The organism is Ruegeria sp. CK2, assembly GCF_056536585.1.
Window position 1 is genome coordinate 62,865 of record NZ_JBQFPW010000018.1, and the last position, 19,711, is coordinate 82,575.

The 19,711-nt window shown below is 55.3% G+C and carries 14 protein-coding genes; 8 read left to right on the plus strand and 6 right to left on the minus strand.

The features are described from left to right. Window positions 1–523 precede the first annotated feature (523 nt). The 5 genes from ACR0BU_RS21580 to ACR0BU_RS21600 all read left to right on the plus strand — a co-directional run bounded on the left by ACR0BU_RS21580 (window position 524) and on the right by ACR0BU_RS21600 (window position 9,275). On the plus strand, window positions 524–1,540 hold the full coding sequence (locus ACR0BU_RS21580; protein WP_480738846.1) for an Ldh family oxidoreductase: 1,017 nt from the start codon (window positions 524–526) through the stop codon (window positions 1,538–1,540). 27 nt (window positions 1,541–1,567) lie between these two features. Further along, the gene (locus ACR0BU_RS21585; protein WP_480738845.1) at window positions 1,568–2,710 is read left to right on the plus strand and encodes an aminotransferase; all 1,143 of its coding nucleotides are present in this window, start codon (window positions 1,568–1,570) and stop codon (window positions 2,708–2,710) included. A gap of 353 nt (window positions 2,711–3,063) precedes the next feature. Continuing rightward, window positions 3,064–6,009, plus strand: coding sequence for a hypothetical protein (locus ACR0BU_RS21590; protein ID WP_480738843.1), 2,946 nt, complete (start codon window positions 3,064–3,066; stop codon window positions 6,007–6,009). A 225-nt stretch (window positions 6,010–6,234) separates the two neighbouring features. Further along, window positions 6,235–7,959 carry a type I secretion system permease/ATPase gene (locus ACR0BU_RS21595; protein ID WP_480738842.1) on the plus strand — a complete coding sequence of 575 codons (1,725 nt, stop codon included), beginning with the start codon at window positions 6,235–6,237 and terminating at the stop codon, window positions 7,957–7,959. Further along, window positions 7,959–9,275: an HlyD family type I secretion periplasmic adaptor subunit gene (locus tag ACR0BU_RS21600; protein WP_480738841.1), complete on the plus strand. Its 1,317-nt coding sequence runs from the start codon at window positions 7,959–7,961 to the stop codon at window positions 9,273–9,275. Before ACR0BU_RS21595 ends, ACR0BU_RS21600 begins: the two co-directional genes overlap by 1 nt. Window positions 9,276–9,319: 44 nt before the next feature. Here ACR0BU_RS21600 and ACR0BU_RS21605 read toward each other — a convergent pair whose 3' ends face one another. Genes ACR0BU_RS21605 through ACR0BU_RS21615 form a run of 3 tightly spaced genes read right to left on the minus strand, consistent with a single transcriptional unit; the run spans window position 9,320 to window position 12,331 of the window. After that, window positions 9,320–10,327: an ABC transporter substrate-binding protein gene (locus ACR0BU_RS21605; protein WP_300072885.1), complete on the minus strand. Its 1,008-nt coding sequence runs from the start codon at window positions 10,325–10,327 to the stop codon at window positions 9,320–9,322. Further along, window positions 10,306–11,673, minus strand: coding sequence for a sensor histidine kinase (locus ACR0BU_RS21610; protein ID WP_298937483.1), 1,368 nt, complete (start codon window positions 11,671–11,673; stop codon window positions 10,306–10,308). Before ACR0BU_RS21610 ends, ACR0BU_RS21605 begins: the two co-directional genes overlap by 22 nt. Beyond that, window positions 11,663–12,331, minus strand: coding sequence for a response regulator transcription factor (locus tag ACR0BU_RS21615; RefSeq protein ID WP_480738839.1), 669 nt, complete (start codon window positions 12,329–12,331; stop codon window positions 11,663–11,665). Before ACR0BU_RS21615 ends, ACR0BU_RS21610 begins: the two co-directional genes overlap by 11 nt. A 108-nt stretch (window positions 12,332–12,439) precedes the next feature. Here ACR0BU_RS21615 and ACR0BU_RS21620 point away from each other — a divergent pair, with 108 nt between their 5' ends. The 3 genes from ACR0BU_RS21620 to ACR0BU_RS21630 all read left to right on the plus strand — a co-directional run bounded on the left by ACR0BU_RS21620 (window position 12,440) and on the right by ACR0BU_RS21630 (window position 15,486). Beyond that, entirely contained in the window at window positions 12,440–13,423 is a 984-nt protein-coding gene (locus ACR0BU_RS21620) for a Bug family tripartite tricarboxylate transporter substrate binding protein (RefSeq protein WP_298937481.1), read from the plus strand. Window positions 13,424–13,490: 67 nt separating this feature from the next. Next, entirely contained in the window at window positions 13,491–13,973 is a 483-nt protein-coding gene (locus ACR0BU_RS21625) for a tripartite tricarboxylate transporter TctB family protein (protein WP_480738837.1), read from the plus strand. A 1-nt stretch (window position 13,974) separates the two neighbouring features. Further along, window positions 13,975–15,486, plus strand: coding sequence for a tripartite tricarboxylate transporter permease (locus ACR0BU_RS21630; protein WP_299084661.1), 1,512 nt, complete (start codon window positions 13,975–13,977; stop codon window positions 15,484–15,486). Window positions 15,487–15,673: 187 nt separating this feature from the next. On the opposite strand, the gene ACR0BU_RS21635 is transcribed toward ACR0BU_RS21630, so the two are convergent. From ACR0BU_RS21635 to ACR0BU_RS21645, 3 genes are all read right to left on the minus strand, one after another. After that, the gene (locus ACR0BU_RS21635; protein WP_480738835.1) at window positions 15,674–17,848 is read right to left on the minus strand and encodes a Tex family protein; all 2,175 of its coding nucleotides are present in this window, start codon (window positions 17,846–17,848) and stop codon (window positions 15,674–15,676) included. A gap of 192 nt (window positions 17,849–18,040) precedes the next feature. Then, window positions 18,041–18,412: a cupin domain-containing protein gene (locus ACR0BU_RS21640; protein WP_480738834.1), complete on the minus strand. Its 372-nt coding sequence runs from the start codon at window positions 18,410–18,412 to the stop codon at window positions 18,041–18,043. A gap of 71 nt (window positions 18,413–18,483) precedes the next feature. Continuing rightward, complete coding sequence (locus ACR0BU_RS21645; protein WP_480738832.1) at window positions 18,484–19,473, minus strand: YeiH family protein; 990 nt, start codon at window positions 19,471–19,473, stop codon at window positions 18,484–18,486. Window positions 19,474–19,711: the final 238 nt, after the last annotated feature.

The following is a 19,711-nucleotide window of genomic DNA, read 5'->3' on the forward strand; positions in this document are numbered from 1 at the left end:
AAAAGGTCAAAAATAATTTAGTGGAAGTAAAAAATTTTAGGGAAACACGTCGCGAAGACGCCACCAAGTCATAGCTCAAGTTGACAAACAAAGCACCCCGTCTTCTGCCCGCGTCAATGAATATGCGCATAAGTTTCGCAATTCGCCGAAACTTCACAAAACGAAAGCAGGCACTTTCAAACAGACATACAAACCACTGCACAGGCAACAAGCGTCGCACAAAACCATTTCGCAACCGATCACCGATCTATGGATTGAAGGCGATCGTTTGAAATCAGGTCGCGTATAGTCTGATCGATCTGTTCTGCATGTGGGCTCACCACCTAGTTACCAAGCATTCCTTTTAGGCTTTGACGGGCTTGTAACGACTAAGGCGCCAGAGTTCTGGGGCGGGTGAACCCCGTTTGGAATGGGCCCTTAAGCGATCTTTCAAAACCAGAGGATCAGGTTAAAGTGCGAATGAAGATTAGGCACCATCACGGTCACTTTGCCATCTGAACAGACAGGAAATCCTCATTTGACTATGAACTCAACGCAACTGCTCTCCCTCGCTGAAGTGCGGGCACTGGCCAAATCGATCTTGATGTCTGCAGGCATGGATGACCACGGAAGCAACGTGATCGCTGACATCGTAATGTGCTCGGAACGGGATGGCCCGCGCAGTCATGGCCTGCGGAACCTGCCGTTCTATGTGCAAAGCTTCGCTTCGGGTTACGCCAATGCCAATGCAACCCCGACGATTGAACGCATTGCATCCGGCGTACTTCGTGGAGATGGCGACAATGGCTACTATCAGATCGCGGCCAATAAAGCCCGCGAAGACCTGATCGCACTTGCCCGTCAGAACGGTATTGCGGCCTTTACCTGCGCCAACTGTCATCACCTTGGGGCCCTACGTTTCGACACAGAGCCATTTGCCGAAGCCGGACTTGTTGCACTCGCTGTCGTCAATTCATTGTCACTGGTCGTGCCCCACGGCGGTTTGCGCCCTGTTTTCGGCACCAACCCGATGTCTTTTGCGTGCCCACGCGACGGTGCCGCACCTGTGGTCTGGGACCAGGCCTCATCAACCATTGCCTTGATGGATATCAAGATGGCCGCCGCCGAAGGTCACACACTGCCTCAACCTGCCGGTCTGGACGCGCAAGGGCACCCAACCGCTGATCCCGATGCCATTTTGGAAACCCGCAGCTTGTTACCGTTTGGCGCGCACAAAGGTGCAGCCATCGCCTTTCTCATCGAAGTTCTGGGAGCGGCCTTGGCGGGCGGGGCACTCTCGGTCGATAATGAGCAGCGCGAAGCACACGGCGCACTGAACATCAAAGGCGGCGCGACATTGATTGTGATCGATCCAACCCGTTTTGGCAATATTGCCTTTGACGACTACATTTCTCGGATCTGTTCCGAGATAGAAGGCAATGGTGACGCAAGAGTTCCCGGTGACGGGCGCTTGAAAAACCGTGCCGACGCCGAGGCCAAAGGCGTCGCCGTCAGCAAGGATCTTCTGACGCAGCTCGAAACACTGATGTCCCAAGGGTAACTTGGCCGACGCAAAGGAGCACTTCCCATGAGAATTGAGCCATTTGGCGTCGAAATCTGGATGAACGAATGGGAAACCAGATGCGATTGGAATCTCGCAGAAACATGTGTGGAAAGCCTGACGATCCAGGAACTGCTCACACTGACCGGCCGAAATGCAAACGATCTGTCGGATCTTCTGGACATGAAGATGACCTATGGCGCAATCGAAGGGTCTGACCGTCTGCGCCGGGCCATCGCCGCCTTGTATGACGACCAATCTGTCGAAAACATCATCGTCACCCATGGCACAATTGGTGCAAATATGTTGGTGCACAGAACCCTAGTCTCGACCGGGGATCGAGTGGTGGCCATTGTACCAACTTATCAACAGCATTATTCAATCCCTGCCAGCATCGGCGCAGATGTGCATCAGCTGCAATTGCGCGAAGAGAATGCGTTCCTCCCGAATCTCGACGAGCTGCGCGACTTGGTAACGCCAGACACGCGGTTGATTGCACTCAACAACCCAAACAATCCAACCGGCGCGCTGATGGACCGGGCAATGCTGGAAGACATCGCGGTCATCGCTCGCGCTTCCGGTGCGTGGGTTTTGTGCGATGAAGTCTATCGCGGCACGGACCAGACCGGATCGGGCATGACTGAATCGATTGCAGATATCTATGAAAAGGGCATCAGCACTGCGGGTATGTCCAAGGCCTATTCCCTTGCTGGGTTGCGTTTGGGCTGGATCGCGGCCCCCAAACAGATAATCGAGGCCGTAACGATCCATCGCGACTACGATACGATCTCAGTCGGCATGATCGATGATCACTTTGCAGCGCTAGCGCTGGAAAACGCAGGCAAGGTTTTGGAACGCAGCCAGAGGATAACCCGTGGAAATCTGGCAATCCTGCAGGCCTGGGTGGCGCAAGAGCCCAAGCTATCCTGGGTTAAACCGGACTCAGGAACCACTGCATTGCTGAAATACGACCTACCGATCAGCTCTCGGGACTTTTGTGTGAGGCTGCTACAGGAAACAGGCGTCATGCTCACACCGGGCTCAGCCTTGAACATGGAAGGGTATGTTCGCATCGGCTATGCAAACGGATCTGATATCCTCAGGGAAGGGTTATCCCGCATCTCTGGCTTTCTGTCCAAGCAAGGGCGGGATGATTCAACTTTTGCATAGCGATAGCCTTGGTGTCCGATGACACGGCTTGATGCACAACTTAAAATTGTATTTTGAAACACAACCGATCCCCACCTATTCTGGCAAAGGTCGCGCATTTATTTGGATTTTCCAGCCAAAGCAGCAATACACAACCCTATTTATGATGGACAGGCTGGGCGCAAACGATAGACAGAATCTTGCCTAAAATCAGTTACAATGCGCACGTTTTTGCCGATTCCGGCGCGCCGAAAAGGACTGTCGGAAGCACGAGAAAAAATTAATGCATCATATACGTGCATTTAATCCTCGGGTTGTTATCTACGCTTTTACCGCTCGTAGAACATACAATCTTACGTTGAGGACTAATCACCATGCCCGATGGCACCTTCACTCAATTTCTCTCTGCACTTCTCGCATTCGAATCCGGTTGGGATCGGGACAGATACGACTCTGGCGTTATTCAGGATTGGCAGCTTGACACATGGGCCCAAGGCTCTGTCACCGATTTCTTTCCCGGCTATGGCCGTTGGGGGGATCTGAGCGACAGCGAGTGGGAGGCAATGGCCTATCGCTCGACAAACTCATTGGGGTTCGTCGGCTTTCAATTCGGCGAGGCGTTGTTGATTGACCTGGGCTATTATGACGACGATGAATTCTACGGCAACGGGGCATCGACCAACACCTGGGACGGCACTTGGACTGGGAAAAACGGCGTTAACTCGCTGGACGGTTTCATGACGAAAGAGGCCCAGACGGTCGCCATCCAAGAAGCGTTTGGCTACAATCTGGAAATCATTGAGAACGGCCTTCAGAATGCCGGGCAAAGCCTGAACGATTTCATCGGCCAGACTACAACCTATACCGATGGGACCGGCGCAACAATCACGATCGAATTGACACTGACCGGGATACTGGCCGCCGCCCATTTGCGCGGGGCCTACGGCACACTCAACCTACTGCTGGGCGGCGCGGTTTCGACGGATGAATACGGCACGTCGATCCTGCAATACATCGACCAGTTCGGCGGTTATGACAGCCCGGCGGTCAGCGACATGATCGCGTTTTTTGACGACCGGAAAACTGGCGATGAAGGGTTGGGCGCGCCCAGCGGGACGACCGGAGGCGGAACAAATGTTGACGGAGGAGGCACGGCAAATGTCGACAAGGACAGTGCCGATGTTGTGCTCACATGGTCTTACGGGTCGGACACTCAGATCGACAGTTTTGATCCGGCAGCGGATACAATTTTTGTCGACTGGATATCGGCGGCGGATCTGGTGATCACCGAGACGAACGGTTCTGTTGTGTTTTCAATCCCTTCCAATCAGCAATCGCTGACACTGACCGGAGTGACCCTGACTGACTTGTCGGCAGACAATTTCACTATTCTGGACGGAACGGCCGCAGGAGAAATCCTTGGTTTGATTGGCGACGGCACATCCAGCCCCACGCCGAACCCCGATCCCACACCTGAACCTAAGCCAGCGCCCGATCCTGATCCCGAGCCAACGCCAGGACCAAACGCATCAGGCAACCCCTTCGACAACCCTGAGATAACCAAGCAAAACGCCGATGTGGTGGTAACCTGGGCGTGGGGCTCCAGCGTGGTTGTTGATGATTTTGTTCCGGCAACCGATACGATCTTCTTTGATTGGATTGGCGCTGATGCGCTTGAGATCTCCGAGGTGAACGGCTCGGTCATCATCGCGGTTCCATCCAACAATCAGACGATCACCTTGCAAGGCGTCACGCTCGCCATGCTGGAGGCCGGAAACATCAATGCGCTGGACGCCACAGCCCGGGACGAGCTTGCGACGTTGATTGATGCGGATGGCGGGCACGGTGGCGATCATGGACACACCCATATGCATGTGGTTGTCGGATACGGCACTCCGGGGCAAGTTGTTGATGGTTTCATGCCGAGAATGGGCGATGTCATCGAAATCGCCGCAGATGTCGCTGCAAACGACTTCGAAATATTCGAAGAATCCGGTAACGCACCGGGTCAGACTGTACGCGTAAGCATCACCGTAGATGGCGTGACCACGCAGACCATCTTTACTGGTTTTGGCCTGGAAGACCTGAGCATCGCCAACTTCTCCACGGATGCTCAGCCGGTCCTGAACGAGATCGCGAGTGCAATCGGCCAAGAGATTTCGACCCCAAACAGCGGCGGCTATACCCTGACCTATGATGCTGACGGATCAAACCCCGCCGAAGCCACGGGCAGCACAGAGGCAGGCGGGCGCGTGTTCAAAGCCGACAGTAACGCCGATGACATAACCGACTTCAACTCGGCAGTTGATCAGTTGGATTTCAGCGGCACCTCAGTCCACGGCATGATTGTAACAAAATCGCCCACAGGCGAAATCGTGATCGACAGCCCTTGGTCGGAAGCCGCCCAGATTGTGCAGGGCGTGACCTACCAGGACGTGACCATCGACAGCTTTGGTGTTGTCGGCAATGAACATTTTCGGCAGGACATGGGCGGCGTGATCTCGTGGGAAAAAGGTGTGGGCCCGCGTGAAACGGATACTGTCTATGTCCGCAGCCACGAATATGGTCGAACGGAAGTGATCGACAATTTCGACCCCAAGTCGATGAAAATCAGCTTCCTTTATTTTGGCACGCGAGAACGTCTGTCGGTTGAAGACACGGCAGATGGCCTGGTGATCTCGACCCTGCCCAGCGGTCAGAGCTTTACCCTGACCGGCGTGTCCAAAGCAGACCTGATCCCGGGTTTGGTGGAGTTTCACTTCGACCAGGTGATGGAGGATAACCTAGAGTCGCCCTTCGGCTTTGACCAAAACGATGTGACGCTAGTGGACCGAACGGAGCTGTTAACCCCGGAAGCCCCTGCTGGAGCGACCATCGACGGGTTCCAGACACGCACCGGCGACCTGACGGGCAGCATCTATGACGACGGAGCCGGTCCTGACGACAACGGCGGCACACCACCTGACAACGGGTCGGGCGGTGCAGGCGCTGGTGTCGTCGTTACACTGGGCGTTGGGGTTGATGTGGTTGGAATTGATTGGAACTGGGGTGTTCAAACCCGTGTCGAAGGGTTCGATCCGTCAGAAGACAGCTTTGATTTCAATGCGCTGTCTGGTGACCATCTTGCACTGCGTGAAGTCGGTGGGAACCTTGAGATAGAAGTGCTTGGAAACGGGGGAAACATCACCACCTTGGTGGGCATTCAGGCCGAAGATCTGACCCGCAGCAACCTGCTGGCGGACCCCAACAACTCTATCCTGGATGACAGCAGCCCGCTGTTCGCACAACTGACCGATCTTGGCTTCGATCCCCTGGCCTAAAGGTAAGTGCGGGGGCGGTATGCGCCGTTCCCGCTTCTTCATGTGGGCCTTGGCAACAACAGGATTGATGTGGCCAGAAGATGCCGCCTTCTGGCCTTATTACCTGCGGTTTTTTGCTCGAAACGAATTACATTCTTGGCATTGCTGAACCAGCCTTCTAAACGCGGTACGGCGCAAAGCCTGTGCTGATTGGTATGGAATAAAACATTGAGACCAGAAACCGGTATGTCCACGGCCCCGCGCCATGAGCTGCGCAAAGTGCGCAATCAAGGCGTCACCTTTCTGGCCCTGGCGTTTCTGTTCAGCGTTTTTGTCAACCTGCTGATGCTGACGGGTCCTTTGTTCATGCTACAGGTGTATGACCGGGTCCTCGGGTCGCGCGCGGTCGAGACATTGACCGCCCTATTCCTGCTGGTTGCGCTGCTTTATGCATTGATGGCGATGCTCGATTTTGCCCGCGGCCGTATCGTCGCGCGGTTTGGCGCGCGTTTTCAGTCGCAACTGGACGAGCGCGTTTTTGACGCGACACTGCGCCGCTCATTGTTTCCGCAGGCACGATCTGCCCCGGCAACCGCGCTACGTGATCTTGAATCGATTCAGAACCTGTGTTCGTCGCCAGTCTTGCTAGCAGTGATGGACATCCCCTGGACACCGGTTTTTCTGGCCGCCATTTTTCTGTTCCACCCGCTGTTGGGGTGGCTTGCCGTGACAGGCGGCGCCTTGCTGGTCATCATTGCCTTGTTGAACCAGGCTCTGACCCATCGCAAAGTGGCCGCGGCTCAGGCCGCATCAGCCAAGGCCAACGCGTTCTCCGAACACGCGAGACAAGCGGCCGAGGTCGTACGCTCGCAAGGCATGCAAGAGGACGTCACGCTGCGCTGGCTGAGCCAAAGGTCCAATGCCTTGAGCCAGACTATCGCGGCCAGCGACTGGACAGGCAGCTTCACCTCATTGACCAAGTCGCTGCGGTTGTTTTTGCAATCTGCAATGCTGGCGCTGGGGGCATGGCTGGTCTTGCAGAACGAGATGACACCGGGCGCAATGATCGCCGGGTCTATCTTGCTGGGTCGCGCTTTGGCGCCGGTCGAACAAGCTGTCGGGCAATGGGGGGTGATTGAACGTGCCCGATCTGCTTGGACCTCGTTGAACAAATTCCTGGACCAAACCCCGCCTGAGGTTGCACGAACCAAACTGCCAGTTCCTGCCGCGAACCTCAAAGCCAAGTCCCTGACAGTTATCCCACCTGGTTCAAACACTCCAACGCTGCGCAACGTGACCCTAAGCCTGGAACCTGGCAAAGCGCTGGGTGTGATTGGCAAAAGCGGATCTGGAAAGACGACGCTGGCTAAAGCCCTGTTGGGATTGTGGCCTCCGGCGGCCGGTGAAATTCGGTTGGGTGGCGCGACGCTGGACCAGTATGATGCAACCGATCTAGGACGTCACATTGGCTATCTTCCCCAACAAGTGACCCTGTTCAACGGCACCGTTGCCGAAAACATTGCGCGTATGTCCGAAAACCCGGATCCAGAAGCAGTGGTTGCCGCGGCCAAGAAAGCCAATGCGCACGAGCTGATCCTGACTTTGGAAAAAGGCTACGATACTTTTCTCGAAGGCAATGACAGTCAATTGTCCGGTGGTCAAAAGCAGCGCATAGCGTTGGCCCGGGCGCTTTATGGCGATCCGGTTCTGCTGATCTTGGATGAGCCGAACTCGGCACTGGATGCAGATGGCACCGAAGCCCTGAATGCTGCGGTGCGTGGGCTCAAGGCTGCAGGAAAATCAGCGATTATCATGACGCACCGACCTCAGGCAATTTCGGAATGCGACGACTTGGCGGTTGTAGAAAAAGGCCAGCTTGTAAAATCAGGTAGCCGTGACGAGGTTCTAAACGCCATGGTGCAGAATGCTGGCGCCATCAAGCGCAAGCTGAGCCCGGTAGTAGGTGAGTGATGGCAAATCAGTCACAGAAAATGACGCGCCCTGTTTGGCGCATCAGGGTGCCGGCCATGGTCGGCTTTGCCGCGCTTGCTATTCTGGTTGGTGGCTTGGGTGCCTGGGCCGTCAAAACACGATTGGCCGGGGCCATTGTGTCCTCTGGTGTGATCGAAGTGCAAAGCAATCGGCAGGTGGTTGAACACCCCGATGGCGGCGTCGTGGGCGAAATCTTTGTTCGTGACGGTGACGTGGTAACCAGTGGCGACTTGCTGCTACGGCTTGATGATACGTTCCTGTTTTCAGAACAGACCATTGTTGTGTCACAGCTTTTTGAACTTTTGGCGCGCCGGGCGCGGCTGGAGGCCGAGCGCGACGGCACGTCTTCGGAAGATCTGGGCATACGCCTGCTTGAAGTCCAGCAAGAGAACAATATTGGTCCCGACCTGATCGCCGGTCAGCAACGACTGTTTGATGCGCGGCTTGAATCCATGGCAAAGCAAACCGAACAACTCAACGAACAGCGCGCCCAGATCGAAAGCGAGATCGAAGGAACCAAGGCGCAACTTGTTTCCTTGCGACGTCAGGTCGAGCTGATTCAGGACGAACTGGAAGACCAACAAAGCCTGTTGAGCCGTGGTTTGACGCAGGCCAGCCGTGTTCTTTCGCTACAGCGCGAAGAAGCGAGCCTAAGCGGTGAGATTGGTAGCCTCGAGGCATCCGTAGCCCGGCTGAGAGGCCAGATTGCGGCGACAGAAATTCAGATCCTGGAACTGACGGCGACCCGCCGCGAAGAAGCAATTACCACCCTGCGGGACGTGCAAACACAGGTCTCGGAACTGTCAGAACGACGCCTGTCCCTCGCAGAACGGCTGTCGCGTCTGGATATCCGCGCGCCGGTTTCCGGAACAGTTTACGACAGTCAGGTTTTTGCACTTCAGTCTGTCATCCAGCCCGCCGAACCCATGATGTATGTGGTACCACAGGATACCCCGTTGCTGGTTGCTGCCCGCGTCGATGCCATTCACGTCGATCAGCTGCATGTTGGTCAACCCGTTGCACTCAGGTTCCCGGCATTCAACCAGCGGGAAACCCCAGAGATTGACGGCCAGGTTCTTAACGTGTCGGCCGATACATTCACCGATGAACAGACCGGGTTTACGTTCTACCGGGCCGAGCTGGCCCCGATTGATGGTCAGATCGAGCGTCTGAACGGCCAGGCTTTGTTACCCGGAATGCCTGTTGAGGCGATGATCAAAACCGACGAGCGCACGCCCTTGTCTTATCTAATCAAACCGATGGCCGACTATTTCAATCGCGCGTTCCGGGAATAGGCACGAACGCGGGTCGAAGTGACAAGGGGCACAAAATAGCAGCCCTATCGCTGAATAACGGCATTTTCCCACTCTGACAGAAACTTCTTCCTCTTCAATTTGTCCAGGAACGTCAACAAGGCCGGGTCCAAAGCGATCGTTGCCCTTTCATCTACGCTATCATCAGTCCCCAACAACGGAAGCGATGGCGCGTTGGTGGAAGACCGGGTCTTCTTCGCAGTTAGCTGGCGAACAAATGCCTCTGCCGCATCGGGCTCGGGCGTCCCGTTCAGCACCATTGCGGTGCGCATCATGGTCGTCTGAAAATCGGAGGGCAGCACGATCTCAAATGCGTCCTTTCCTTCCGTGCGCGCTGCGGCATAGCTGCCCAGTACGTTGTAAGCGACTGCAATCGTCCCATCTGTCAGATCGTTGATCATCTCGCCGGAACAGCAATACAGACGTACATCCAGGCTGCCCAAGACCTCCATCAGTCGCCAGTATGTCTCAGAGGCGCGGGCGTCCTGAGTGGCAAACAAATATCCCAATCCTGATTGACGAATGTCGTATGTGCCCACTTTTCCGCGAAAATCATCGGGTCTGGCGCGAAGTATCTCGATCAACTCTTGCCGCGTTTGCGGCGTCGCCCCCTCAGCAAAAGCAGCGCTATTTATGACGATTGTTGCAGGCTCGGACGTGAAAGCAAAAAGACTGTCATGCCACTGCGCCCAATCCGGGTTTGCAATGCTGTCTATTGCTAATGCATATCCGTCATTTGCCAGTTTAAGCTGCAAATCCATTGCGCTGGATATCGCAATGTCAAAGGCATCGGGCGTTGCCCGGACCTGACGGTCAATGTCAGCCGTTCCCGTAACCAGATACTCGACCGAAATCGATGGATTGCCCAGAATGAAATCTTCGATCAAAGGCGCAAACAATGCAGTGTCAGTACTGGATATTATGCGCAGTTGAGGCCCTTGCGCTGCTTCATTAAAGACCCGTTGATCTTCCCATTCCAGCGCCAGTGCGAAGCAAGGAAACAACCACAGAATTAAAGAGATAAGATAACGCATGCGCCGCCCTCGGGTTGGTTCATCAGAACAAGCGTTCCGCCATGCGCGGTTGCCACATCCTGCGCAATGGTGAGCCCCAAACCTGATCCAATGGTTCCGGTGGCATTCTGACCACGCTCAAATCGCCGGGTCAGTGTTTCGATCTCATCAGGTGGAAACCCCGGACCTTGATCACTGACTTTGACCTGAACACAAGGGCTCGCGGCAACTTCGATTGTCACCGTGCTGTCCGCCGGGGCGTATTTCAGTGCATTGTCAATCATATTGCGCGCGGCATTCTGGATCAGGATCGGGTCACCGGAATACTGAACTGCGGAATCGCCCACCAAAGACAAGGAAAGATCTTTCATTTCGGCGATCGGCGTCAAACGCTGAACCAGTTCCGCCATAAGATCGACAAGGTCAAGATCTTCGCGCTCAAGGTGGTCCGCCCTAAACGTGATCATGGCGTGGTCCAAAAGTTGACCCGCCGCGCGCGAGCTTTCGTCGATTGCGCGGACCATGGATCGCAATGCTTCGCGGTTTTCTTCTTTTTCGACCCTTTGCAGCGTCGCGTCCGCGTAGGACCGGACTGTTGCCAGGGGCGTGCGGACCCTATGCGCTGCCTCGGCAATGAAGTCTTCCGATTGGCTGAGTGATTGGTCCAATCGACCCATAAGAGAATTCAGGGATGTGACCAAAGGCGCCATTTCCCGGGGCACAGGTTTTCTGAATGGGCTTAAATCTTGTGGTCCGCGGCGCGTGACCGAGGTTGTCAGCTTGTTGAGTTGCCCAATCGTTGCCGATGTCGCCCAAACGGACAGTACTGTCGCAAGGGCAAAGAAACCCATCCCCAGATAAGCCGCATTGCGGGAAATCTGGTCCATTGTTTCAGACAACGCGTCCTGGGTCTGCCCTAGCGCCACTTCGATTTCGGTCTGTTTTCCAAGACCTACAAGTGTTCGGCTAGTGTTTACCTGCCGAACATTTTCGCCGCGAATGGCACCCGATCTGAAAGCCCATTTACCGTTAATGGGAGCGTCGGCCAAGGGCAGGTCATCGTATCCGGACAGAAATTCGCCGTCCTGAAAAATCGCATAAAAGACCCGGTCATCGGACGGCGTCGTCAGCATCGAAAATGCCGCATAAGGAATATCAACCTCAAGCTCACCGTCCCTCAGCGCAGCTGCATCCAGGATTGAGGTCACCGAGGCCTCGAGAATACTGTCCTGACCTTGCTGAGCCACCCGGGCCGCATAGTTGCGCACCGCAAAGAACAGAAGAAGCGCCAGGATCGCTGCGCCGCCAATCAGTGTAAGAACAAGCCGGTTCCTGAGTGACCCTGAAACCGTGAGATCAGCTGACATGATCCAACCTGTATCCCAGTCCGCGCAGTGTGGTGATTTTCAGATCCGAGTTTTCCAGATGCCTGCGCAGACGTCCAACATAGACTTCGATGGCATTGTCCGAGACATTGTCATCATAGGAAAACAACCTGTCCGCCAGCTTTTGTTTCGAAAACACCTGTCCGGGCGCGTTGAAAAACAGCTCCAGCAAGCGCAACTCGCGATTCCGCAGCGACACCGTGTCGGACCCGACCAGCAAATGACCCGCGACCGGGTCAAAAACGATCCCGCCGATCTCGATCGTCGATTTCACGATCCCTGACTTACGCCGCAGGACAGCCCGGCATCGGGCTTCAAGTTCGGCATGGTCGAAAGGTTTGGTGACATAGTCATCAGCCCCCAAATCCAGCGAACCGATTCGATCCGAAACCTGACTGCGCGCAGTCAGAACGATCACAGGCGTGTCCAAATGACTTGCGCGATGCTGTTTCAAAAAGTCACGACCATCCCCGTCAGGCAGCATGATGTCCAACAGGATAAGATCATAATCTTCGGTTTCTACAAAAGCGGATGCATCCCCCAAATTCGCTGCATGATCAACGACATGCCCGTCTAATCGCATGCGCGAACTGATCGCGTTTGCGAGGTCCAGATTATCTTCGACCAGTAAAAATTTCATGGGGCTCAAGCAGTTTTTCTGCGCATGACAGGTTGATGTCAGGTTGATGTGTTTTGGTTCTGATTAATCTGAGCCGTCAATCGGCCGATTGTCAAATGGGAGGACATCATGACGAATTTCACACTGGGCCGTCGGGCCCTAATCGCAGCTGTGGCTGCTTTTGGTCTGACTGGGCCAGCATTGGCCGACGGTCATCAGGTTGTGGACAGCATCCACTTTCTGATCCCAGGCGGCGCAGGCGGCGGCTGGGATGGTACCGCACGTGGCACCGGTGAAGCGCTGACCAATGCAGGCATCGTGGGCACCGCGTCATACGAAAACATGTCGGGCGGCGGCGGCGGCAAAGCAATCGGGTTCCTGATCGAGAACGCCGACAGCAACCACGGCACCCTGATGGTCAACTCGACGCCAATCGTTATCCGTTCGCTGACCGGTGTCTTTCCACACAACTTCCGTGATCTGACGCTGGTTTCCGGTACTATCGGGGATTACGCCGCGATTGTTGTGGGCAAAGACAGCCCAATCAATTCGATGGATGATCTGCTTGCCGCGTATGACGCCGATCCGTCGGCGACAGCCATTGGTGGCGGTTCTGTACCAGGCGGCATGGACCACCTGGTCGCGGCCATGGTCATGGAGGCAGCGGGAAAAGACGCGCTTGGCGTCAAATACATCCCCTACGATGCTGGCGGCAAAGCCATGGCAGCTCTTCTTTCGGGTGAGATTGCGGCGCTGTCGACCGGATTCTCGGAAGCCGTTGACCTGTCAAATGCAGGTGAAGTCAAAATCATCGGCGTTACTTCGGATGAGCGTGTCGATGCGGCGCCCGAAGCCATGACAATGAAAGAACAGGGTATCGACACAACCTTCGTAAACTGGCGCGGGTTCTTCGGAGCGCCCGGGCTACCCGAGGACAAGCTGGTCGCGTATCAGGAAGCCATCACTGAAATGTATGCCACGCCCGAGTGGGAAGAGGTTCGCGCACGGAATGGCTGGGTCAACATCCACAATTCCGGCGACGACTTCAAAGCTTTCCTGGAACAGCAGGAACAGCAGATCGGCGATCTGATGAAGAAGCTGGGCTTCCTCTAAAGACACAACTGGCAGAGCGGACCGCCGCTCTGCCATACGAATACTAAACAAAACGAAGGGAGGAGTTATGGCGCTGGACCGTTGGATCGCGCTTGTTCTGCTGGGAATATGCTTGACCTATGGCTACGCGGCCTGGTTCACCATGGACAGCGGCTTGCCCCCCTTCATGCAACGAAACCCCATCTGGCCAAGCACCTTCCCCAAGGTTCTGTCAGTTTTGGGTATCGTCGCAACAACCATTATTCTCTTGGGCTTTGAAAAAGCTGAGCCAAAAGAAGCAGATATCGACTATCGAAAGCTGGGTGAGTATCATCTTGGTCAGGCGCTGCTGCTGCTGGCATTGATGGTTGTCTACGCGCTATGCCTGCGGCCGGTAGGCTTTTTGATCTCGACTTCAGCCTTCCTGTTCTTCGGGTCCTACATTCTTGGTGAACGCAAGTGGCACGTCATGCTGATTGTTGCTTTTGTAGCAACCGGTTCTGTCTGGTATCTTGTCCAGGAAGTTCTTGGCATCTACATGCGCCCCCTGCCGGGCCTATTCGGAGGCTGACATGCTTGAAGGACTTCTAATTGGCCTGCAAACGGCATTCTCTCTGCAAAATCTTCTGATGGTCGTTGCCGGGTGCCTGATCGGTACATTCATCGGTATGCTCCCAGGTCTTGGCCCGATGTCGATCATTGCCATTATGATCCCGGTCGCCATCTCGATGGGCGACCCATCTGCTGCACTGATCTTGCTCGCAGGTGTGTATTATGGCGCGATTTTTGGCGGATCAACCTCGTCCATCCTATTGAATGCGCCGGGGGTCGCGGGCACCGTCGCCTCCAGTTTCGATGGATATCCTATGGCGCGTCAGGGCAAAGCGGGCAAAGCGTTGACCATTGCCGCCATTGCCAGTTTCGCAGGCGGCACCCTGGGGGCGATATTGCTGATGGTTTTTGCACCGGCGCTGTCGTCAGTCGCGTTGTTGTTCCATTCGGCCGAATACTTCGCTCTGATGGTCGTTGGCCTGTCTGCAATTGCGGCATTTGCAGGGACGGGCCAAGTGGCCAAGGCGCTTATCATGACCATATTGGGTTTGATCATGGCCACGGTGGGTGAAGGCGCGTTGTTCAACCTGCCACGCTTCACAATGGGTATCATGGACCTGCAGTCCGGCTTTGGCTTTATCACGCTCGCAATGGCGATGTTTGCACTGCCCGAGGCCCTGTTTCTTGTTCTCAAGCCCAAGAACCTTCAGGGGGACGACGGCGAAATCAAAGACCTGCGTATCACCAAAGCCGAGGCTCGGGCGATCTCGCCCGTTATTGGCCGGCAATCTGTCCAAGGGTTCTTCATAGGCGTTTTACCGGGTGCGGGCGCAACAATTGCCAGCTTCCTGGGCTACGCGGTCGAACGTAACATCGCCCCAAAGGCCGAACAGGAAGAATTCGGAAAGGGTTCGATCAAGGGGCTGGCCGCTCCGGAGGCTGCCAACAACGCAGCCTGCACAGGCTCGTTTGTGCCGCTTCTAACACTTGGCATACCGGGATCGGGGACAACAGCCATACTTCTCGGCGCGTTGATCGCATTGAACGTCACACCGGGCCCGCGCCTGATGATCGACGAGCCGCAGATCTTCTGGGCCGTAATCATGTCGATGTTCATCGGCAATCTGGTGCTGTTGATCCTGAACCTTCCGCTGATCCCATATATCGCAAAGGTACTGGCGGTGCCGCGTAACTATTTGATCCCATTTATTTTGTTCTTTACCTTGATGGGTGCCTATATTGGGCAAAACAACGCTACCGAGTTGCTGATACTGGTTGGCTTCGGTGTGTGCGCCACGGCGCTGAAGTTTGCCGATTATCCGTTGGCACCGTTGCTGATCGGGTTCATCCTTGGCGGCATGATGGAGGACAATTTTGCGCGCTCAATGCAGCTGTACGATGGGGTTTCCTTTATTTGGGAACGACCCATGACGCTAGGTCTTTTGGTGATTGCAGCGCTGCTCGTCCTTCTCCCAAGCTATCGTGCGCGACGCGCTAGGGCGCGGGCGGCAGGTGTGGCTGATGGCGATTGATCCACTCTAAGGCATGCGGGTCTTGATCTAACAAACGTTCTGACTAACCCGCATTGCCAACTAGAGCTGATGGGCGCAGGTGTCATCAAGGTTGAACGCCACGAGAGCGGGGACCCTGCGTATGACCAGATCGCTCAAGGGATCAGCAGCGCCATGCATTCAAACTCTAACACACAAACTCGACCTACTATCTGCGGCGATCGGTCCCGCCGTCCTTGCGCATAGTCAGCCCGATACGTTTGCGAGGCACATCAACCTCGACAACACGCACTTTCACGACCTGACCGGCCTTCACCACATCATGCGGATCTTTCACAAACCGGTCCGCCAGCTGGCTGACATGAACCAAACCGTCCTGATGCACGCCGACATCGACAAAGGCACCAAAGGCGGCGACGTTTGTGACGGTCCCTTCCAAAACCATTCCGGGTTTGAGGTCAGTGATCGCTTCGACCCCGTCCGTAAAGGAAGCTGTCACAAAAGTCGGCCTTGGATCTCGGCCTGGTTTTTCAAGCTCGGAAAAGATGTCCTTTACTGTAGGCAATCCGAATGTGTCGTCCACGAACTGGTCTGCCCTCAGCCCGTTCAAAGCCCCGTCATCGCCCATGATCTGACGGATATCGCGTCCGCAGGCCGCGACCACCCGGCGGGCAACATCATATGCCTCTGGGTGGACCGACGACGCATCCAGAGGCTCTGCCCCATCACGAATACGTAAAAACCCTGCACATTGCTCAAAAGCTCGGGGGCCAAGCTGGGCGACGTTCAGAAGATCTTTGCGCGATTGAAACGGACCGTTGATATCCCGGTGCGCAACGATGGCTTCGGCCTGCGCCGGGCCAAGACCTGAGACATGCGACAGTAGTGGTGCAGATGCCATATTCAAATCAACGCCAACGGCATTTACCACATCTTCTATTACAGTTTCCAAAGACTGGGACAGGCGGTGTTGGTCAACGTCATGCTGGTACTGTCCGACACCGATGGATTTCGGTTCAATTTTGACCAATTCGGCCAACGGGTCCTGCAGCCGCCGCGCGATAGACACCGCACCGCGCAAAGAAACATCAAGGTCAGGGAACTCGCGCGCAGCCAACTCCGAAGCCGAATAAACCGACGCGCCAGCCTCGGAAACAACAACCTTGGTCGGAGCCTTCACGGAATTGGGAAGCATGCTAAGCGTGTCCGCCACCATCCGTTCAGTTTCACGGCTGGCAGTGCCATTGCCGATGGCAATCAACTCGATCTGATGCGAGGAGATCAGGTTCAGGATCGCAACTTGCGCCCCGCGCAAATCCTTTTTGGGCTGAAACGGGTAAAGAGTGTCCGTGGCCACAACTTTCCCCGTGGCATCAACCACGGCGGCCTTCACTCCCGTTCGAATACCGGGATCCAATCCAAGTGTCGGTCGCGCGCCTGCGGGGGCCGCAAACAGCACGTCTTTCAGGTTCCGTGAAAACACCTGAATCGCTTCATCCTGGGCCCGGCTTCGCAAATCCGCCATAAGCTCGACCATCATGGACAGCGACAGCTTAACCCTCCAGGTCCACCCCGCCACTTTGCGCAGCCATTTGTCGCCTAGGCCATCGCCCCGCGTCTGCAAGTGGGCCGCCACAATCGTTTCTGCCCGCGCTGCGCCGGTTTCAGGTTCAGGTGCGATATCCAGCGTGACGACACCTTCTTTTGACGCCCGCAACATCGCCAGCGCCCGATGCGAAGGTACTTTGGACCACAGCTCAGAATGATCAAAATAGTCGCTGAACTTGGCCCCTTCTTGTTCTTTGCCTTCAATGACCTTCGCGCTCAGGAATGCTTCCCGCTGCATGAAACTGCGAAGCTCACCCAACAGGGCCGCGTTTTCCACCATTCGTTCGGTCAGAATATCGCGCGCACCGTTCAAGGCGTCCTTGGTCGTCGCCACAGCCTCGGTCACAAATGACTGCGCCAAAATCTCCGGGTCCGCGTTGCGATCTGCAAGAACTGCGTCAACCAAAGGTTCAAGCCCGTTTTCCCTGGCAATCATTGCCTTGGTACGGCGCTTGGGCTTGTAAGGAAGGTAGATGTCCTCCAACCGCGCTTTGGTGTCAGCTTGCGCGATGGCTTTGGTCAGATCTTCAGTGATCTTGCCCTGATCTCGGATCGATTTCAGGATCGCGTCACGCCGCGCTTCCAATTCGCGCAGATAGATCAGCCGCTCGGACAACGTGCGCAATTGTGTATCGTCCAATCCGCCTGTCATTTCCTTCCGGTATCGGGCGACAAAGGGCACGGTAGCGCCTTCGTCCAACAGTTTTACCGCTGCATCTACCTGATTAGGTCGCGCGTTGATCTCACTGGCGATGGTGCGGGATATGCGGTCCAATGCGACCTCCTGAAACGTGGTTGGAGGCACTCCTTAGCCACCCGGATCAGAGAGGGAAAGGGTGTCCCGGCTGCAATTTAGAACTTTGGTGATATGAACCGGAAACTACTTTCGGTAATGTCCGGTTTGACAGCCCAAATCCATCTGGGATCTAACCGCAGGCCCGAGTGATCCACCGTGTCTTGCACCTGATTACTCCTGTTTGGCGCAGTCACGGATCACAAAGTGCTTTGTTGTCGTCTCAACAACCTCCCAAAATCCGCGAAACCCATTGGGAATCAAAAAGCTGTCGCCCGTCCGGAAGTCCTGCCGTGTTCCGTCTTCATGGATCAGCGCGCAATGACCCGTGATGATGTAGCAATACTCATCCTTGTCCGTGAACGCATGCCATTTGCCGGGCGTCGACGTCCAGGTACCGGCTGACATGGCCCCGTCTGGGCTTGTAAAATGAAGACCAACTTTGTGATAGGGATCACCTTCGACCACACGATCTGGAAGATCGGCAAGTCGCCGTTCGCTTTTGCGTGCCGGTTCATCAAACAGGTTAATGGCATGTATGTTCATAGCTTCACCAATCCATCAGAGTTCAGTTTCGTTTTCTTCACCACAAGCTGCCTTCGGCAGATGTTGCCAGCTCACATATGGAGGTAGTAGACACCCGCTAGCACAAACAATGCGATAAAGATGGTTTCGGCCACGATCAGAGCGATGGCCTGACCCCCAACATCCAGAATCCGCTTGAGCGAGGTTTTCATTCCAACCGCAGCAATCGAGATAAGCAATGCCCAACGGCTCAGGCTCGCCATGGCTTCTGAAACCACCGCCGGGATCACCCCGAACGAGTTGAGAGCCGCAAAAATCAGAAATCCGACAACAAACATGGGCAAAATCGGCGGGCGCTTACCTTCTTCTTCTGCGAAGTCAGCGTGGCGTCGAACAAGGGCAGAAATAACCAGTACCACCGGCGCAAGCATTGCAACCCGGATCAGTTTGACCATCGTTGCGACTTCACCGGTCTGGTCAGAGACCGAAAAGCCCGCACCAACAACCTGGGCGACGTCGTGGATTGTGCCCCCCAGAAATACACCTGAAATCTCGTCGTCAAACGCAAATGTCTCCGTCAGGATCGGATAGGCAATCATCGCTACGGTCGATAATACTGTAACCGAAAGAACGGTGAAAATCAGGTTGCGTTCCGAGTGTTCGTTCTTCGGCAGAATAGCCGACAACGCCATGGCGGCTGAAGCACCGCAAATTGCCACAGAACCGCCCGTCAGAATACCAAACCGCCAGCCGCGCCCCAGCAGCCGAGCCCCCAGAAGCCCGAACAATATGGTCAGGATGACACCTGCAATCACAACCGCGATCAACTGTGGCCCTAAGCCGATCATCAATTCGATCGAAATGCGCGCGCCTAATAAAGCGACACCGAACCGCAAAACAGTGCGTGCCGTAAAATCAATTCCAGCTTTGCATGGACCTGACTCATCTTCCGCCAGAAAATGAAACGCGATACCCAGCAACAGCGCCATAAGCATGGCTGGCGCTCCGTAATGTTCCGACAAAAACTGTGAAGCGACGGCAACGACGACGGATACCAGAAACCCGCGGCCATTTTTGCGCATGAATGATTGCACCCAAGATGTGGGCGAGTGAGATGCATTTGACGCCTGCATCGTATTTCCTTTGTGAATTTTGTGCTGTCCTGATCGAAAAAGCACAGGCCATCCCGGGCCGCAAGCCGGCCCGGGTAAGTGTTGGATTACCCCTTACTACGCTTGTATTTGAGGTGTCATGTCGTTTGCGTTGACGCCTGCGACTGCGACGGGTTTTTTCATGGCGTCGCGGCGGAAGGGTTCGCCC

What these genes read in the sequence shown, in the direction of transcription:
- ACR0BU_RS21605 (WP_300072885.1), bottom strand. Translation starts at nt 10,327, where the DNA reads ATGCGTTATCTTATCTCTTTAATTCTGTGGTTGTTTCCTTGCTTCGCA.
- ACR0BU_RS21610 (WP_298937483.1), bottom strand. Translation starts at nt 11,673, where the DNA reads ATGTCAGCTGATCTCACGGTTTCAGGGTCACTCAGGAACCGGCTTGTT.
- ACR0BU_RS21580 (WP_480738846.1), top strand. Translation starts at nt 524, where the DNA reads ATGAACTCAACGCAACTGCTCTCCCTCGCTGAAGTGCGGGCACTGGCC.
- ACR0BU_RS21625 (WP_480738837.1), top strand. Translation starts at nt 13,491, where the DNA reads ATGGCGCTGGACCGTTGGATCGCGCTTGTTCTGCTGGGAATATGCTTG.
- ACR0BU_RS21615 (WP_480738839.1), bottom strand. Translation starts at nt 12,331, where the DNA reads ATGAAATTTTTACTGGTCGAAGATAATCTGGACCTCGCAAACGCGATC.
- ACR0BU_RS21600 (WP_480738841.1), top strand. Translation starts at nt 7,959, where the DNA reads ATGGCAAATCAGTCACAGAAAATGACGCGCCCTGTTTGGCGCATCAGG.
- ACR0BU_RS21590 (WP_480738843.1), top strand. Translation starts at nt 3,064, where the DNA reads ATGCCCGATGGCACCTTCACTCAATTTCTCTCTGCACTTCTCGCATTC.
- ACR0BU_RS21630 (WP_299084661.1), top strand. Translation starts at nt 13,975, where the DNA reads ATGCTTGAAGGACTTCTAATTGGCCTGCAAACGGCATTCTCTCTGCAA.
- ACR0BU_RS21585 (WP_480738845.1), top strand. Translation starts at nt 1,568, where the DNA reads ATGAGAATTGAGCCATTTGGCGTCGAAATCTGGATGAACGAATGGGAA.
- ACR0BU_RS21640 (WP_480738834.1), bottom strand. Translation starts at nt 18,412, where the DNA reads ATGAACATACATGCCATTAACCTGTTTGATGAACCGGCACGCAAAAGC.
- ACR0BU_RS21645 (WP_480738832.1), bottom strand. Translation starts at nt 19,473, where the DNA reads ATGCGCAAAAATGGCCGCGGGTTTCTGGTATCCGTCGTCGTTGCCGTC.
- ACR0BU_RS21595 (WP_480738842.1), top strand. Translation starts at nt 6,235, where the DNA reads ATGTCCACGGCCCCGCGCCATGAGCTGCGCAAAGTGCGCAATCAAGGC.
- ACR0BU_RS21620 (WP_298937481.1), top strand. Translation starts at nt 12,440, where the DNA reads ATGACGAATTTCACACTGGGCCGTCGGGCCCTAATCGCAGCTGTGGCT.